At 38.8% G+C, this 16,903-nt stretch carries 17 protein-coding genes; all 17 read right to left on the bottom strand.

The annotated features are described in order from the left end of the window. Positions 1 to 64: 64 nt before the first annotated feature. Complete coding sequence (locus KKC91_04980) at positions 65 to 376, bottom strand: divalent-cation tolerance protein CutA (GenBank protein ID MBU0477901.1); 312 nt, start codon at positions 374 to 376, stop codon at positions 65 to 67. Then, positions 373 to 1,758, bottom strand: a complete 1,386-nt coding sequence (locus KKC91_04975; GenBank protein MBU0477900.1) for a radical SAM protein — start codon at positions 1,756 to 1,758, stop codon at positions 373 to 375. Before KKC91_04975 ends, KKC91_04980 begins: the two co-directional genes overlap by 4 nt. A gap of 92 nt (positions 1,759 to 1,850) precedes the next feature. After that, positions 1,851 to 3,146 carry an AMP-binding protein gene (locus KKC91_04970; GenBank protein MBU0477899.1) on the bottom strand — a complete coding sequence of 432 codons (1,296 nt, stop codon included), beginning with the start codon at positions 3,144 to 3,146 and terminating at the stop codon, positions 1,851 to 1,853. Continuing rightward, positions 3,143 to 3,763 carry a 1-acyl-sn-glycerol-3-phosphate acyltransferase gene (locus KKC91_04965; protein ID MBU0477898.1) on the bottom strand — a complete coding sequence of 207 codons (621 nt, stop codon included), beginning with the start codon at positions 3,761 to 3,763 and terminating at the stop codon, positions 3,143 to 3,145. Before KKC91_04965 ends, KKC91_04970 begins: the two co-directional genes overlap by 4 nt. Positions 3,764 to 3,900: 137 nt before the next feature. Continuing rightward, a complete protein-coding gene (locus KKC91_04960; protein ID MBU0477897.1) occupies positions 3,901 to 4,164 on the bottom strand; it encodes an acyl carrier protein in 264 nt (87 codons plus the stop codon). Positions 4,165 to 4,176: 12 nt separating this feature from the next. Then, on the bottom strand, positions 4,177 to 5,157 hold the full coding sequence (locus KKC91_04955; GenBank protein ID MBU0477896.1) for a virulence RhuM family protein: 981 nt from the start codon (positions 5,155 to 5,157) through the stop codon (positions 4,177 to 4,179). Between the two features lie 12 nt (positions 5,158 to 5,169). Beyond that, positions 5,170 to 6,411 (bottom strand): beta-ketoacyl-[acyl-carrier-protein] synthase family protein, encoded by a 1,242-nt coding sequence (locus KKC91_04950; GenBank protein ID MBU0477895.1) that lies wholly within the window; start codon positions 6,409 to 6,411, stop codon positions 5,170 to 5,172. Beyond that, positions 6,402 to 7,904 (bottom strand): NAD(P)-binding protein, encoded by a 1,503-nt coding sequence (locus KKC91_04945; GenBank protein ID MBU0477894.1) that lies wholly within the window; start codon positions 7,902 to 7,904, stop codon positions 6,402 to 6,404. The genes KKC91_04950 and KKC91_04945 overlap by 10 nt, the downstream gene beginning before the upstream one ends. A 54-nt stretch (positions 7,905 to 7,958) precedes the next feature. After that, on the bottom strand, positions 7,959 to 8,186 hold the full coding sequence (locus KKC91_04940; protein MBU0477893.1) for a BrnA antitoxin family protein: 228 nt from the start codon (positions 8,184 to 8,186) through the stop codon (positions 7,959 to 7,961). Beyond that, on the bottom strand, positions 8,161 to 8,448 hold the full coding sequence (locus KKC91_04935; GenBank protein MBU0477892.1) for a BrnT family toxin: 288 nt from the start codon (positions 8,446 to 8,448) through the stop codon (positions 8,161 to 8,163). The genes KKC91_04940 and KKC91_04935 overlap by 26 nt, the downstream gene beginning before the upstream one ends. 170 nt (positions 8,449 to 8,618) lie before the next feature. Beyond that, entirely contained in the window at positions 8,619 to 9,788 is a 1,170-nt protein-coding gene (locus KKC91_04930; protein ID MBU0477891.1) for an aspartyl protease family protein, read from the bottom strand. A 186-nt stretch (positions 9,789 to 9,974) separates the two neighbouring features. Beyond that, the gene (gene fabG / locus KKC91_04925; protein ID MBU0477890.1) at positions 9,975 to 10,715 is read right to left on the bottom strand and encodes a 3-oxoacyl-ACP reductase FabG; all 741 of its coding nucleotides are present in this window, start codon (positions 10,713 to 10,715) and stop codon (positions 9,975 to 9,977) included. Further along, positions 10,699 to 10,848 (bottom strand): hypothetical protein, encoded by a 150-nt coding sequence (locus tag KKC91_04920; GenBank protein ID MBU0477889.1) that lies wholly within the window; start codon positions 10,846 to 10,848, stop codon positions 10,699 to 10,701. The genes fabG and KKC91_04920 overlap by 17 nt, the downstream gene beginning before the upstream one ends. After that, positions 10,849 to 12,093 (bottom strand): DegT/DnrJ/EryC1/StrS family aminotransferase, encoded by a 1,245-nt coding sequence (locus tag KKC91_04915; protein ID MBU0477888.1) that lies wholly within the window; start codon positions 12,091 to 12,093, stop codon positions 10,849 to 10,851. Further along, positions 12,083 to 13,072 carry a ketose-bisphosphate aldolase gene (locus KKC91_04910; protein MBU0477887.1) on the bottom strand — a complete coding sequence of 330 codons (990 nt, stop codon included), beginning with the start codon at positions 13,070 to 13,072 and terminating at the stop codon, positions 12,083 to 12,085. Before KKC91_04910 ends, KKC91_04915 begins: the two co-directional genes overlap by 11 nt. A gap of 122 nt (positions 13,073 to 13,194) precedes the next feature. Further along, complete coding sequence (locus KKC91_04905; protein MBU0477886.1) at positions 13,195 to 14,580, bottom strand: glycosyltransferase family 39 protein; 1,386 nt, start codon at positions 14,578 to 14,580, stop codon at positions 13,195 to 13,197. Continuing rightward, positions 14,577 to 16,649: a tetratricopeptide repeat protein gene (locus KKC91_04900; protein ID MBU0477885.1), complete on the bottom strand. Its 2,073-nt coding sequence runs from the start codon at positions 16,647 to 16,649 to the stop codon at positions 14,577 to 14,579. The genes KKC91_04905 and KKC91_04900 overlap by 4 nt, the downstream gene beginning before the upstream one ends. Between the last annotated feature and the right edge of the window lie 254 nt (positions 16,650 to 16,903).

The raw sequence follows: 16,903 nt of genomic DNA, 5'->3' as shown, positions 1-16,903 counted from the left end.
AGCAAACCTTTACTGATTTAGCAAAATAATACCAGTAAAAGCGGATTCCATTCCGGCTCACTGCCTATTTGAGTTCACTTTTGATCCATTGTAAATACTTTTCATTGGGATCAGCGTCCAGCTTGATTATGCAAGGAGTGTCAAAAGGATGGATTCTGGCAATTTCATCCCGAACTTTTTGATAATTCTCCTTCGTTGTTTTAGCAATAAGCACAACCTCCGTTTCATCGGCAATTTTGCCTTTCCACCAATACATAGCATTGACTGGGAAAATATTCGCACAGCCAATCATACGTTTTTCAAGCAAGTGCCTGGCAATTTTTTTTGCCTCTTTGGCTGATTCATTGGAAATGTAAAGAAAAATCATTTTATTCATATCTCATGCCAGATCTTTACCTCTCCTCTGGCAAGCACGTGGTTGCCCCGCGATACGGTTCCTTTAACAATGCCAAAACCGCCATACCTTGCATATTTATAGAATGATATATTTAATGTATCTCCAACATGCGCTTTTCCTAATATCTCAAGCTTTTTCGCTCCAAGCAGGAATCCTCCCGGCGCCGGTTTGGATGCACCCATATGTTTAAATCCGCTTAGCGCTGCTATTGCCTGCGCGATCATTTCAAGATACGCAACCTCGTCAAGTAGACCGTCTTCATCAATAAATAGCATATCTTTCGACAATGTCACAGTTACATCTGCTGAACGCTCACCAACTTTCACAAGTGTATCAATGACTCTCATTGGCGATTTCTGCGGAATTAGTTCTTCAACTGCAATTGGTAAACTGGCAATTTTACCCTGTTTATCAACATTCTTCCAGCACATAGGGTCAGAAGCCAGATAATCGCCTGTCAGCTGGTATGCTGCTCCGCGGCATCCGTAACATTCATTTGATTTTTCGCATTCACGGCAAGGAGCCTTCATTGTATCATGGTAGTTTCTAAGATCCTGAATGACCTCACTGTCTTTTATAATATCTCGAAGCTTTTGCTCTCGTATGCTTCCAACCGGTATAGTTACCCCAACACACGGCGTAACATATCCTTGAGAAGTAACAAGACATGAAAACTGGTGCCGCAGGCATCTATTCCCTATCAGAGGAGGCTGAGGCTCCCAGAAGTATCCATAGTGGGTACGGTCAATTTCGGCAATTTTACAAAAAATATCATGTATCTTTTGAGATTCAATATTTAACCATCCGTTTTGTCTAATATTTCCCTGCGGAGTAATCATCTCAAAATACGGGATAATATTCTGATCCCGCAGTCTTTGCCACATGTCCACCAACTCATCAATATTCTGAGAGCATATAACGGTACTGACTGCCAGAAATGTTTCTCCGGAAGGCCGTCTTGCTTGCTTTAGATTGTGGAATGCTTCCTGAATGGTCTTGAACGCTCCCTTTTTCCCGGCAAGCATATCCTGAGTATGCTCATTAAACGTGTTCATTTTTAGAACTACATTTACTCCATAGTCAAAAAGCTGTTTTGCTATATCAGCAGTAATATTAGAACCATTGGTAAATACCTCCACATTAAGATGATGCGTTCTGATAAACTTAATTATTTCCATAATATGCGGATATATCATCGGCTCTCCGCCGAGAATAATAATTTTTTTTGCTCCAAGATCCTGCGCTTGTAAAATAACATCGCAGATTTCCTCTACGGTCAACTCGTTTTCAAGAGAAGAATTCTCAGGTATATAACAATATGGACAGTGGAAATTACAACGCAGACTGGGTTCAATTTCCATAGATAGAAGCCTGCCATTGCGTACTGCATCTTCTATTTCCTCTCGTGCAAATTCGAAATTTGGTATTGGGGTGTGACAACTCACTGTTTTATTTATCTCCTATCTATAAAGCGAATTGGCTTTCGCGACTTTGGATCATAGACCTTCTGTTTAATGGCTTCTGAATCGACGATTATTATCTCAGGTTTTACTCTCAGACGCGCCTGAAGTTTATCCTGTATCATATCTGCGGTGCATGACGAATCATTAATTGATACATTGATTTCTATGATATCTGAAAGTTCGCTTTCTCCGGATACTGTTACATAATAGTCATTTATTGCCTCAATCTCTTCTAAGACAGAATATATTGCCTGCGGATAGAGAGTAGTTCCTTTAATCTTCATCATTTGTTTTTTCCTTCCCATAATCGGCCCCAGCCTGGAAGAGAATCGTCCGCAAGAACATTGCTCATCAATCAGAAAACTTACATCACCTGTCTTAAACCGTATCAGAGGCATTCCTTCTACTGCCATTGGCGTTATAACGATTTCGCCTGTATTACCAGGAGGAAGAACGGTGCCGTTTTTATCAATGATTTCTACAACTGCCAGATCAGGAAGGGAATGGCCTCCTTGCTGAGCAGTACATTCACAGAATGTAGTTACAATCTCAGAAGAAGCGTATGTGGAAAAAGCATGTGCCTGCCATATGCTCTGCAAATCATCCCCTACTTTTAACAATTCAAGATTTTTTCCGCGTAACGGTTCACCAATACAAATTAGTTTGGACACAGCAGTTTTATCAGGATCTATTCCGCTTTCCTTTAAGTACAAACCCAGTTTCCTCAGAAAACTCGGAACTCCGATAAGAGCTGTTGGCTCCATTTGTTTTATAATCTGCAGATGACTCTCAAGACTGTTATGCCCGTTTCTAATAGCTGCTGCGCCAACACTGCGTATCCCAAGAAAATACGCCAGACCTGCAACGAAACAGCGATCCATTGTGCAGGTTAATAACACCGTATCATTGGAAGTCAGTCCGCATCCCGTAAACGATCTTTCCTCATTATAGGCAAGCCGCTTTAAGTCATAATCAGTATACATCATCCTGATCGGTTTGCCCGTTGTTCCTGAAGATAAAACAACATCAACAATCTTATCAGAAGTAACTGCGCAAAAATCGTCATTATTTTGCTCAATATCAGACTTCTCAGTAAAGGGAAGTTTTGATAGCTGATTAATCGTTATATTACTGCATTCAGCTTTGATATTCTTCAGCGCCTTGCTGTAAAAAGGAGAATGTTTGATACAGTATGCAATGTGTTCCTGTAATTGCCTTTCCTGAATCTCTCGGATTTCTTTCGGCGAACTAAACGCTATATCACGATAACGATATAAATCTCTCATGCCCCATCCTCCATAACAGCAAGCTCCGAAGCTATTATATCACGCACTTTGTTTTTAAGCTTAAACGGTCCTAAATCCTTGTACTGTTCCCATTCGAGACCTGGCAATTTGTGCAGTCTGATTATTCCCTGATGCAAGAGAAGTGATCCGCGTGGAGGGATATTCTCATTCCCGGAAATACATATAGGTACAATCGGACATTGCGCTTGCAAGGCAACGCGAAAGATTGAGCTGTGAAACTGTCCGATTTTTTTATTTCTGGAACGTGTTCCTTCAGGAAATGCAACAATGGAAACTCCCTGTCCGAGTAACTCGATTGTTTTATAGGAAAATTTCTTAAACTGCATTCTCTTGACATTCAAATAACCCGCCCATCTTGCAAATATCCCCAGCACCGGAAGACGAAATGGCCATGTATTTACAATCTGAATAAGTTCATAGGGAAGGCATCCAATTAAAAATGGATCTGAGCTGGAGCGGTGATTACAAACAAAAATATACGGACCTCTGCCTTTATTCTTTGCATAATCTTTATACCTGAAACGCACAAAAGGAAACGGAAGAACTCTGATAATTACATTGCCGTACCAATTGATTGCTCTGCGAAATCGCTTCATAGTCTTGCGGCGAGATGAAAACAAACCAAGAAAAATAACAGATAAACTTAAAATAGGAATACTAAACACAGAGAACGATAAGAACAGTGTATAAAACACTATGTTAAAATATATCAGCTCTAAGGTCTTCATTCCAATTAATTAACTGCGTTTTCTTCATCTTTTAAAGTAAGAACAAATTTGTAGATATCCTCAAGTGTCCGGATGTTTCTGAGGCGTTGGTCATCGCGTATTTTAATGCCAAACTTCTGCTGTAAGGCAACAACCAGGTCCACAACATCTAAACTGTCCAAGCCAAGATCTTCAAAAATATTCGCTTGCGGTAAGAGTTTTTCTTTTTTAATCTCAAAGGATTCCTCAAATACCCGATTTATTTTATCTATAATTTCCTGCTTATCCATTCCAAATTCCCCCTATATTAATAGATTTAATATTACCTTAATCATTGTCTCCTTTTCAGATGCTTTACTGGCTGCAATCATAAGTGTTAAGGCTACAAGTGTATTATCATCAATCCGTTTATCTCCATCTTTACGGACTAAAAGCCCATTGCCTTGCAAGAAGCAAATAAAAAGCGCTGCTGCAATGCGTTTATTTCCGTCCACAAAACTGTGGTTCTTAGTAACAAAATATAATAAATGAGCTGCTTTATCCTCAACGGTTGGATAAAGGTCTACGCCGCCAAATGTTTGGTAAATCGTCCCTATTGAACTTTTGAAACTTTCGTCTTTTTCCTGTCCAACAAATGCTGAATGCTTAAATTTTCGCTTCATAGCCTCAATTATTTTTCTAGCTTCTTCATAGGTAAGCTTAAATTTTGACTGTTTTGTTCCTTTTGGCACAGAAAGCCGCTCGTGATCAAAATCATCCAGAATATCAAGCGCATGTGAGTATTCGGTTATCACCTGAATAAGTCCTTTTGTCTCACCGGAAACTGCTTCAATCTGAATAACGTTGCCTAAAAGTTTTAATGATTTCTGTAATTCCTGATACTTATGCCGGGCAGACTTTAACCGTTTCTCATTGATCGTATATCCGTTAACCAAATGCTGCTTAAGCACATTTGTTGCCCAGATACGAAATTGGGTGCCGCAATGGGATTTTACACGATAACCAATAGAGATAATAACATCTAAATTATAAAACTCTATATCCCTTTCTACTTGTCTTCCACCTTCGGTTTGAACTATTCGGAATTTCCGAATAGTTGAATTTTTATCCAGTTCTTTCTCTTTGTAAATATTTTTAATATGTTCGTTTATCGTTGGAATTCCTTTTTCAAAAAGGATAGCCATCTGCTTTTGTGCAAGCCAGACAGTTTCTTTTTCCAGCCTGACTTCAACCTTATTCTCATATACTATAACCTGTCCTTTAGACAAATCCCTAACGCTCATCTTATCTATCTTTTATCCATTAGAATTAGTCATTCTTTTGCACACCAGCGCTGCGTTAATCCCGCCAAATGCAAAGCAATTTTTTACCATAATTTTAATTTCTCTGCTTAATGGTTTCATTACATGACAAATGCCTTCACAATCCGGATCTACTTTTTCAAGGTTTAGAGTGGGATATATGCACCCTTTTTTCATCATTACCAAAGAAGCAATTAGTTCCAATGCTCCTGATGCGCCGAGTGTATGTCCGATATATCCCTTTAAACTGCTTACTGGAACACGATCGCCGAATATCTCTCTTATTGCCTGAGCTTCTTCCTTGTCGCCCTGGACCGTTGCTGTTGCATGAGCATTGATGTAATCAACATCTTTTGGTTCAACATGCGCATTGCTTAAGGCATTACTGATGCATGAAACCATACCAGCTTTGCTGGACTGACTGATATGAGCTCCATTTCCGCATGTATGATATCCTATAACTTCAGCGTATATTTTCGCCTTTCTTGCTACAGCCCTTTCATACTCCTCCAGAACAAGTATCCCGCTTCCTTCTCCACATACCAAACCGTCCCGTTTCATGTCAAAAGGCCGCGGGGTCTTATGAGGAGATTGATTATAATTTGTTGATGTTGCAAAGAGAATATCAAAAGATCCAGTAACAGTTGGATGAAGTTCTTCTGCACCGCCGCATAATAGCGCATCTTGTTTGCCTAACCTGATCAGATCGCAGCCTGCTCCAATAGCTTGTAATGCAGACGCGCACGCAGCAGAGGTTGCCATAACGCAGCCTGTTATTCCCAGATACTGAGATACATTCATAGCTGCTGTATGGGAAATGCACTGAAAGAATTTTGTTGAATTGAGCTGAGTTAGATCCTTTGCTGGAATCATAATTTCAAAGGTCTCGGTGAGGCTTTGAGCGCTTCCTGTAGTTGACCCAATAATACATCCAATCCTTCCTGTAGATAATGCTTCACGGTCTATATCAGCGTCCGATAGAGCTTGTTGCGCTGCCTGAACTGCAAAAATACTCATTCTTCCCATTGATCGTCTGTTCTGCCTCGGTATTAATTTTTCATTTTTAACTTCTGCAGGCGCTGCAACTAAACTGCGCAGGCCGATGTACTGGTTCCAATCCTCCATATAACGAACAGCGCTTTTCCTTTGTTCAATTCCCGCAGTAAGAGCGGGAACGTCATTGCCTAAAGGAGAAATAGCTCCAACACCAGTTATTACTACCCGTTTTAATTGCATAATCTCTGCTCAATAAAATGATTATATTTTTCTTTTCCAACAATAGTTCTTCCAACAATAAATGAAGACATCATTGCCCCTACCACTCCCGGCAGCATAGAGCTCTGGCCGGCAGCATATATATTGCGAAGAGGAAGTTTTCCAAAAAGATTAAACTGTCTGATCTTCTGTTTCACACCATACGCTGATCCATCGGGAGAATTTAAATAATCTCTGAATGTTAGGATAGATGCAGAATCTATTACTTTAAAAGAATCCTTATACTCTGGGAATTTTTCGATAATACGATCTTTGATACTGCTAACATGTTGTTGTTTATATTTCAGGTAGTCAGAAGGGCGATTCCCATGCTTTGAAAGCTTCCATGCTTCTACATGCTCAGGGAAAGATACTTCAAGCGCGCTCAATACATGATAGGATTTCCCATTTACTTCTTCTGCATTCTGCATAATTACCATAGCCGGCATCTCGCTATTTCCCGGATCGAGCAACTGATTTATATCCGCTGTTGGAAATAGAGAGGTGATTGTTGGGGTAAAATCATCTGCTAAGTTAGGAGATTCCACAACGCCATACACTGAAAAGAACCCTGCTGACGATTCAAATGCTGAGACCCTATCAACAAAAGCCTTGCTCAAATGGTTCTTAGGCAAGGTCTTTAATACTTCCTTGGGATGTATTGTAAAGATACACTGGTCACAGGATATTTCTTCTCCTGTATTCAGAACAAAACGTCCTACATAATTATTCTGGATATCGACACATTCTGTAATATGCTTATCGAGCATAATTTCAATATCGAATTCTCCAAAACGTTTCTGAAATGCTCTGATAAATGCATCACCACCGTCCTTTACTCTGGCAACGGATTCATACAGGCTGTAACAAATTCTGCTGTGATTGGCAAATGAAATCTCTTGAGGTTTAACCCCGTAACACATGCTGTATCCGGCCAGCAGCGCTTTCAACTTGTGATTATTAGTTAATTGTCTCAAAGCATCCTCAAGACTTAAAAGATCCTCATCCAAAAAAGTCGTTGGCATAGAAATTTTACGCAAATCCATGGCAGCAGTATGAGTACAAACATTCTTGATCATAGCAAAATATTTGTCTATGGCATGTTCTTCGCAAGGAAAGTATTCCTTTATCTTTTCTATTATTCGCTGATAACCAGTTGGCAGATTATATGTTGTCTGTTCCGGACCAATTATAAACTGGTTGTTTTTATCCTCTGACAGATAAATGGGCTGAATATGATCCCTAATACCGAGAACCATCAGCATATCCTGAAGAATCCCATTTTTATAGAATCCGCCTGTAAAGTGAAATCCTGTATCAAAAGGAATGCCTTGAGAATAAAACCGCCTCAATGATCCTCCGATATGCGCGTTTTTTTCAACAAGCAGCACTTTATGCCCATTCATGCCAAGTAAAAGCGCAAGTGTTAGACCGCTGACACCGCTTCCCACAATTATGTCGTCATATTTTTTCATCTAAATACTCTCTTGTCATTGCTGTAGGGGTCAGGCATGCCTGACCCGTGGGTTTTATTGATAATGCGCAACATAATAATCAAGAATTCTTTTGATCATTGTTTGATAATGATTATGAGTTTTTTTCGCATGTTTCTTGAAGAATTCTACGCTCGCCTTGCTTAAAGCAATAGTTATTTTGACATTTTCTTCCCTTAAAACAAGTTCTTCAGGGGAAGGAAGAAAATCGTCAACAGCCTTAAGACTTATTGGTTCATTAGTGTATTTTATTCTTTTTTTCATATACCACCTTACCCTTTCTCCAATATCCTGCACCTATTATTCTTATAATATTACCTCTATAAGTAAAGCGAACAGTTATAATCTCATCATCCACCTTACCGATACAAAAATAACGCTCTTCGCTACCGCTATGTTTTAAATCTTTTGCAATTATACGTTTCGGATCTAAAAACGCATATTGAGCTATTGCAAATGAAACATCGTGTTTCTTCTGATTTATTTTATCTTTATCAGAATTCCATTCAAAATGTACTCTATCCATACCATACTACCATACATATTTCAATATTTATTTTTATATGGCTCTTTGTCTCTATGATATAAGCAATTGCAACAAAATCTATTCATAAATTTTAATTGTTTTTTTATAACGTCCGAAATGAGCGGCGCGTTTACGCGTCCGATCCAGTGTCTTGTTGGCCAGTCGAATTCTCATGGGGCACGAAGAATTGACGATTGTTCGCCAAAAATCTCTTTGAGTTGAACAACCCTCGTAAAAGCTCTCTTGTCTCGTTTGAGTATCAATTTCAGTTTAGTTCCTGCCGGTCGTCCCCAAAAACGGGATAGCGGTAATACGCTTGGGTCTGTGCGCCACTTCGTAGCATCCAAGTCGTCTATGCTCAGTAAAATGTCATCATTCCGAATACCTGCATCGTGTGCAGGACTACCATCTATGACGTGCGCAATCAAGTCATTGCTCTTCATATCCTTCGGCACGAAGACAGCACCGAATCTATTGTATTGGTATTGCGATGCCGATTTCGGGTTCGGCCTTGTGTAAATTCTACCTTTTTTGCCATCAATAATGATATCCAGACGGGTTAGAGCAAATAAGCCAAGCGTAGCCTCATAGTCTTTGAATAAGAGGCTTTCATATGGCGCAGACTGTGCGACGGGTATATTACAAATTGAGAACTCTCCGACGCTAAGTTCTTGAGCCCAACATTCCTCATGTATAACGAGCCCGTCCGCAGGCACGTAATATACAGTCAATGTAGATGGTTGCTTTGGATGTTTGCGGCGCCAGTCTATCCACCTTTTCGGACTAAGACGAACTCCGTAGGGCGAACCGGTATCAATAAAGATTGTCCCTCCTTCAGACAATCGGAACGCCAGCAAACGTGAATCCTGCCGAATAGTCCATTTGGTCCACAGTCCTATATCTTCTGAAAGAGCATCCAACACCGTGAGTTCCTTCTCCTCCGCATCGATATGAAAAATATTGTTCTTCAGATTCGCCCAAGCTATGAATCCGTCCACCTTAAAGGGAAGATATGATGGTTGGTCGAAAATGCGAAATCTCATTTTATTTGCTGTACTGCCGAGGAGGGATAATCGACATTCTTCCGAAAACCCCATCTTTACCTTGCCAGCCTCTACGACTAGGTGTTCAGGAGGATCAGTCACCCGAAGTCCAAGGCGCTGAGCCGCCTCACGGAACAAGATTGAATACTCGGTGCCGGTATCAAAGACAAAGCAAACAGGCTTGTCGTTTACTTTCGTATCGATCAGAATCCTTTCGTCACCAAAGACAACAACGACCCAGAGCAACAATAACATAATGGTTGCAGAGAACGTCTTGGTGCAAGGGTACAATTTCATCAGTTTTCTCCTTTCTGGCCAACATCAACCACTGAACGTTTGCTGTTACTTTAGAAGTACTATACTTAAAACTTCAATAAAAATAAACAAAATGCTGGATTCCTCGAACAAGTCGTGGAATGACAGAAAGATTTTTATTCTCTTTTGTGCCCACTTGTTGGCATGTATGTTTCATACGAGATAACCTTAGAGAGCCAAGCCGCCGTTAATACCAATGACCTGACCATGAATATACATATGCTCTTCCGTGCATAAAAAGTTCACTACTGATGCAACGTCATCCGGATTCCCAAACCTCTGTAATGGAATAAGCGGAAGTATCTTATCTTTAGGAAGATTTTCAATCATATCTGTCTCAATAACACCCGGAGCAACAACATTAACAAGAATATTCTTCTTGCCAACCTCCAGCGCTAACGCCTTAGCAGCGCCGATTAATCCTGCTTTTGAAGCAGAATAGTTTGCCTGACCTGCACGGCCAACTTGTCCAGAAGCTGATGATACAACAACGATGCGCCCCTGTTTTTCCCGCAGCATTGGGAATAAAACAAAGTGCATTACATTATAAAACCCATCCAGATTTGTAGAGAGTACCGTATCCCATTCTTCCTTTGTCATCCATACCAAAAGATTGTCTCTGGTAATGCCTGTGTTATATACAACTATGTAGGGAGTGTGAGTGTCTAGCCTTTTCTCCAGAGCAGCTTTGGTCTCATTATAGTTGGAAACGTCAAAAGAGAGAGTATCGCACGCTCTTCCTATTTTCTCTATCTCTTCTTTTACCCTCTTAGCAGCAGTATGGTTGCTTTTATAAGTCAGCCATATATCAAATCCTGACCTAGCAAGACGCAGAGCTATCGCTCGTCCTATACCCCGGCTTCCGCCAATAATCAGAGCAGTTTTTGTGTTATTATTTTTCTTCGTCATCGCGAGATTGATCAGGGCTCTCTTTGGACTTTAAATTTTTTTTATCTAGCTTGCGTTGTCTTTTTTCTTCCCGCTTTTTCTTTTTTGCTAAATCTTTCATACGCTTTTCATATTGATAATTAGGTCTTGCCATTTATCCTCCTCTTAGCTCTTTAGCGTTCTCTTTGATTTTTTTAATTGCTCTTACAATATCGTCCATATCCTCTTTTGTTCCCAGAAGCATTTCCTGTCTTAGCCAAACTGCTTCTTTTTTAGAAATTCGTTCTGTAACAGGACAGGAAGTATTGGAGAAGTCTATTTCCTTTCCATAATATGGACAGGATAATGGACAAAAACCAGGTCCTTTCCCTTTTTTCTGAAACAGTGGATTTTCATATAACGGAAATGGATAACCGGGTCTGCATGGAATCCCTTCTGCTTCAAGAGCCTTTAAGAAGAACTCTCTTGGAATGCCGCAAAACTTATTTTCAAGATACTTGAATATATAAATATGATAAGGCCTTTTTGTTACTCTCGTGTCTGTGTGTATAGTTTGTATCCCGTCTATTTGTGAGAGCTTTTTATTTAGATACTCAGCGTTTTTCCTGCGTGTGTTCTCAAGTCCCTCAAACCTAGTAAGCTGAACAAGTAAAAGCGCCGCCTGAAACTCTGTCATACGGTAATTTCCTGCAAGAGTATAGTGTTCATACCATGCTTTGCCCTTTCCTCTGCCACAATTTGTGTATGAGCGGGCTGCTTCTGCAAGTTCGCTATTATTTGTTAAGAGTATCCCTCCTTCCCCGGCATTCAAATTCTTGCTGGCTTGAAAACTGAACTCTCCTATATCTCCAATAGCACCAACTCCCTTATTGCGCCACTCGGCGCTCCATGCCTGTGCAGCGTCTTCTATGACCTTTAAGTCATACTTAGCTGCAATCTCCTTAATCCTATCCATATCAGCTGGCTGACCTGCTATATGAACAGGAATAATAGCTTTTGTCTTTTCGGTAATTAGTTTCTCTATACTTTCAGGGCTGATACATAAGGTTTGTTCAGAGATGTCGGCAAAGACAGGCACAGCGTTTGCTTTGAGAACAGAACTTGCTGTTGCTATGAATGTATAAGCAGGAACAATAACCTCATCTCCGGCTCCAATCCCGCAAACAATGAGCGCAATCTCTAAGCCAATTGTCCCGTTACATGTCGTTACAGCGTGCTTTGCTCCCTGAAGATCAGCAAATTTTTTCTCAAATTCTGCGATTTTTTCTCCATACCACCACTTGCCGCTGTCAATAACATCACAAACAGCCTTTTTTTCTTCTTCTCCAAAAACAGGCCATGTGGGAAAAGATCTAGTTCTTGTCGGAAGACCGCCACTAATAGCAAGTTTAGTAAAGATTTTTCATATCCTCCAAAGTCTTGGGCTCATAGTCAGTAGCATGTCCTGAGGAGCCAAAATCAATCATCTTACTCTTTACCCATTTTTTAATAGCTTCTCGTGCTTCCCCAAGATATTTTCTTTGATCAAATACTTCCGGATGCTCAGAAAAGTATTTTCTTATAGCTCCAGTACAGGCAAGCCGCCCATCTGTATCTATGTTTATCTTTCTAACACCAAGCTTGATAGCCTTCTGAATCATACTTACAGGAACTCCCATTGCTTTCTGTACATTTCCGCCATATTTATTTATTTCTTCTATTAGTTCGGGAGGAACGCTTGAGGAACCGTGCATAACAAGAGTTGTATCAGGACAATTCTTGTGTGTCTTCTCTACAATATCAAATGCTAAGACTGGTGTTGCTTTGAATTTATAAGCTCCGTGAGAGGTCCCTATAGCAAGAGCTAAAGCGTCAACCTTTGTCTGCCGAATAAATTTTATAGCATCATCCGGGTCTGTTAGAATAATCTTACTTGCAGCTATTTCATCCTCAATCCCTCCGAGAGTCCCCAGCTCGCCTTCTACTGTAACCCCAAATTGATGTGCATATTCAGCTGCTTTTTGTGTAATTTCAGCATTACCTTCAAAACTTCTTGGTGTTTTCCCATCTTCTTCCAGAGAGCCGTCAATCATTACAGAAGTAAAACCTAAATCTATAACCTCTTTAACCAGTTCAAGGCTGGATCCGTGATCCAGATGCAGAGCAATGGGAATATCCTTATACGTGTCTGCTACAACATTAACCATTGCAACTAATAACTTCTTATCTGTATATTTAAGTGCTGTCTTTGAAACCTGAAGTATTACAGGAGACTTAGTCTCGTCTGCAGCCCACACTATTGCCTGTAGCTGCTCCATATTGTTGACGTTATAAGCCCCTACTCCGTAATCCCCTTTCTCTGCTTCATCCAGAATCTGTCTCATCGGTACGAGTGACATCTTGTTTCTCCTTTTAGTAGTTAACGATTACTAGTTTAAATTTGAATTTGCATTATAATACACAAAAGAGAAAAATTAAACTTTTTTTTAGAGAGTTATCAGATTGGTAAGTTATATTACTACTAAGGTTGTTGTGGCTTATAAAGCATCAAATCTATATTCCCAATAAAACCATTATAATGTTTTGAGATTTTAGTTTCGCAATTTTTTTCGAATATTCCTTTAACTTCTGGATTTGGAGTAGCAACAGGGCTCGAATTCTGTATAAGCCATATGCGTCTCTTTAACTTTATTATATTTAATAATGTTTGCGGAATATCATCTTTATTAAGACCATATTTTTTTAAACTAGTTTTGTCATAATAATCAAATCCAAATCCTGCATATGATGGGTTGTAACAAATGATGTCATCCTGCATGGAATTTTTACTTACAAATAATGCAACATCTCTCCAGTTTTCTTTTACAAAATCCCGAGAGTAATAAATTCTCAGAGATGCAAGATTTAACAGCACTACAAAAATAAGAACCAATGCAGACACGCTTTTTTTATGGATTTTAGTAACGCTATGAGCAATTAATAGATATATAACAGGCGATATAAATATCAAATGTTTGGATTGAAAATCCGTTGTTCTGAATGGAGATAAAATCGTTATAATTACAGGAATTACAATCAATAATATAAGTAAATAAATATTTTTATTATATCTGTCATAGAAAACGCCTACAGCAATAATAATTGCAAATAAAATAAAAACCATAATAGCAGTAAGTCCGCTTTGTAAGAGAAAATAACCTAAAATAAATTGTGGAAGCATTACTATAATACTGCTTAGATCAAATGGCTTTAGGAGATTTACTATTTCAGCCTTTCTGCTGAACAATACTAATATCTCTGGAATAAAGACCAAACATGTTACCAATATTGTTAATAAAATTATTTTCATACTGCTTTTAGCAGATTTTGAAAACCAGACAGCGATTACATATTCCCCTATGATAAAAAAGGCACTGTATATGTAAGTGTAGAGCGCAAGTATGTTTATAAGGCAGAGCAGTATCCATGTTTTTGTGCTATGTGTTTTTAATGCACGGATAAAAGCTAGAAGGGACAGTGCGCATAGAAGTGTAATAAGCGCATATAATCTTGCTTCCTGAGCATAATATATCTGATATGAAGAAATTGAAGTTATAAGACTCGCAATAATTCCCGCTTTTGCAGAAAATAAGTTTTTGCCTATTAAATATACTATCCAGATAATTATTACGCTGAATAATGCTGATAGTAGACGCACATACCATTCTGTACTACCAAGCGTTACCCAGAAATGCAGAAGCAGATTGTAGAACGGCGGATGTATGTCTGCTTTTATTATTTGTGAAAGCATTTCAAATAGAGATAGCTTTGTAATATACACACTATATGCTTCGTCAAGCCAGAGGCTTTTGGAACCGATTTTATACAACCGCAAAAAACATCCGAAAAGAACAATTAGGCCAATCACTGTTTACTCATCACTTTATTTATCTGTTCCAGATAATCACACGCCTGTTTATCATCAGGCTGTATATGCAGGATTTTTTTGAATATATTCTTGGATTCTTTGTAATCCCCTTTCTTATAATAAGCTACTCCTAAATTACGAGCAACACCAAGAGCTTTCGGCATAAGCCTTAGGGCAATTTTATACTCTTCAACTGCCTCATCCCACTCTTTTTTCATCATATAAATATTCCCCAGATTATTGTGCGCCCCTCCAAAATCAGGATTAAGCTTAACAGCCTTTTTATACTGCTGAACTGCCCCGTTAAGCTTTCCCAGCTTTTCATACGCATTTCCCAAGCCCATTAACGCCTTATCACTATAAGGATTCTGTCTCACAGCTATTTCTAGCTCTCTAGCAGCTTTTTTGTAATCCTCAATACTGATATACAACTTTGCTAGATTATAGTGGATATCAGCATAATCCGGAGCTAGCTCAGCAAGCTGATAATATACTCTAAAAGCATCTTCTGTTTTCCCTACCTTAGCATATGCAAATGCAAGGCGATAATATGCCTTAAGATGCCCTCTATTGAGCTTGATTGTATTCTTATACATACTTATAGCTTTATTCCAGTCCTCTTTGTTGCGACATTCAACCCCCTTTCTAAAATATGCCTCCGCTCTCAATGGATTTACTGAAAAATAATTAAACACAAATAAAAATAAAGCTGAAAACAGAATTATAACCGGAATTCTCAATCTGTTTACTATGAGAATAAATCTTTCTGTGTCTTCGTTTATTGAATTTTGAATTTTGATTTTTGATTTTTGATTTTTTTTACCGCTTAGAGCGGACACGCATCCCAGAGCAAACCACAGAAATATACCTGAAGAATGAAATCTCAAATCTACATTTCCCAGATTTTCAAAAAGCATACCTACTACTCCAGATACAAATCCTATAAGCAAATACTTTCTGAGTTTATCATCAGTATTTCTTGCTATATTTATGCCTCGAAAAAGAATACTACCTACAATTCCAACAAAAAGCACCAGTCCTACAACTCCCAGTTCGCATCCAATTTCAAGCACCTCACAGTGTACGTGCTGTGTTGCATTTACAGCGTGTGGATTCAAAAAATAATCAGGGAATCTGAATTGTGGATAAATCGTGGCAAAATTACCTATTCCCCAACCTGTAAAAGGCATGGCTAGAAACATCTTCAGTGATCCCAGCCAAATCCACTTCCGTATTCCAATAGTTCCTGTGAGCAGTTCCTCATTAATAACTCGCATTATTGACTCTGATCTTACCTGCCATGCAGCAGCGCATAAGAGAATTACTCCAATAAATAAGTAAAAACTTTTAGCCAGACCCCACCTTAAATAGACAAATGCGCAGGCAAAAAACACAATGGAAACACAAAATCCGATCCATGCGGCTCTCGCTTCTAATTTGTAAAGGGAAATAATGCTGGTTACCACTAGAATAAAACACAGCACTAAAGGAAAAAGCAATTTTAAATTTTTAATTTTAAATTTTAAATTTTCCACAAAAAAATATAGAATAAAAGATAGAATTACAGGTATGCACAAAACAATATACGGGGCAAAGAATGTAGGATTACCAAATAATTGCGGCAAGTTATGAATTACAGGAATGCTGAAATGGTTAAGCACTGTAGGAGCTTCTGCTATGAATGTAGCTAAAAACCACACAAAACAAATTCTTAAAAACGTAGATCTTGACTTACATGTTTCTAATACCACAAAATAGAGCAGAACATATGTAAATAAGTTTACCAGTTCTGTGGCGCCAGCAAATTTATTCCTTGCCATAAAGAATGACGCTAGGCACCATATACAGAAAGCGGCCAAATAATATCTGGGGAATTCTGGGAAAATTTTGTCCCGAAAGCTTTCTGGATGAGAGAGAAACTTATATATCCATAATAGAACGATACAAAACACCATAGCTTGAGCTATGACAAACTTTATTAATACATAATTATGCGCAGCCTTAAAAACCGCTGTTGGAACAAAGAAGATAATAATTAACAGACATATCTCTGGTATTTTTCTTCTCAAATTTCTCTCCTGTTGGAATATTCTTAATAGAAATTCCGTTGAAAAAATCCGAAACTCTAAATCCGAAACTCGAAACAAATTCTAAATTTAAATTTCTAAAATTCAAAACATTGTTTTGAGCATTTGTATTTTGGTCATTTGATATTGTTTCGGATTTCGTGCTTCGTGCTTCGAATTTGTACTTCTCCATATCGTTGTTTATTATACTGATAATCAGGAATTAAAGCAAAAAAACATCCCCGAGATCATCGGGG

Source organism: bacterium, assembly GCA_018812485.1.
Classification (GTDB): domain Bacteria; phylum JAHJDO01; class JAHJDO01; order JAHJDO01; family JAHJDO01; genus JAHJDO01.
Note: the sequence above shows the minus strand (reverse complement) of the source record. Positions and strands in the feature narration are given on the sequence as shown.

Bases quoted from the DNA above. Each gene is read 5' to 3' on its own strand.
- KKC91_04980 (MBU0477901.1), bottom strand. From the start codon at position 376: ATGAATAAAATGATTTTTCTTTACATTTCCAATGAATCAGCCAAAGAG.
- KKC91_04975 (MBU0477900.1), bottom strand. From the start codon at position 1,758: ATGGAAATTGAACCCAGTCTGCGTTGTAATTTCCACTGTCCATATTGT.
- KKC91_04970 (MBU0477899.1), bottom strand. From the start codon at position 3,146: ATGAGAGATTTATATCGTTATCGTGATATAGCGTTTAGTTCGCCGAAA.
- KKC91_04965 (MBU0477898.1), bottom strand. From the start codon at position 3,763: ATGAAGCGATTTCGCAGAGCAATCAATTGGTACGGCAATGTAATTATC.
- KKC91_04960 (MBU0477897.1), bottom strand. From the start codon at position 4,164: ATGGATAAGCAGGAAATTATAGATAAAATAAATCGGGTATTTGAGGAA.
- KKC91_04955 (MBU0477896.1), bottom strand. From the start codon at position 5,157: ATGAGCGTTAGGGATTTGTCTAAAGGACAGGTTATAGTATATGAGAAT.
- KKC91_04950 (MBU0477895.1), bottom strand. From the start codon at position 6,411: ATGCAATTAAAACGGGTAGTAATAACTGGTGTTGGAGCTATTTCTCCT.
- KKC91_04945 (MBU0477894.1), bottom strand. From the start codon at position 7,904: ATGAAAAAATATGACGACATAATTGTGGGAAGCGGTGTCAGCGGTCTA.
- KKC91_04940 (MBU0477893.1), bottom strand. From the start codon at position 8,186: ATGAAAAAAAGAATAAAATACACTAATGAACCAATAAGTCTTAAGGCT.
- KKC91_04935 (MBU0477892.1), bottom strand. From the start codon at position 8,448: ATGGATAGAGTACATTTTGAATGGAATTCTGATAAAGATAAAATAAAT.
- KKC91_04930 (MBU0477891.1), bottom strand. From the start codon at position 9,788: ATGAAATTGTACCCTTGCACCAAGACGTTCTCTGCAACCATTATGTTA.
- fabG (MBU0477890.1), bottom strand. From the start codon at position 10,715: ATGACGAAGAAAAATAATAACACAAAAACTGCTCTGATTATTGGCGGA.
- KKC91_04920 (MBU0477889.1), bottom strand. From the start codon at position 10,848: ATGGCAAGACCTAATTATCAATATGAAAAGCGTATGAAAGATTTAGCA.
- KKC91_04910 (MBU0477887.1), bottom strand. From the start codon at position 13,072: ATGTCACTCGTACCGATGAGACAGATTCTGGATGAAGCAGAGAAAGGG.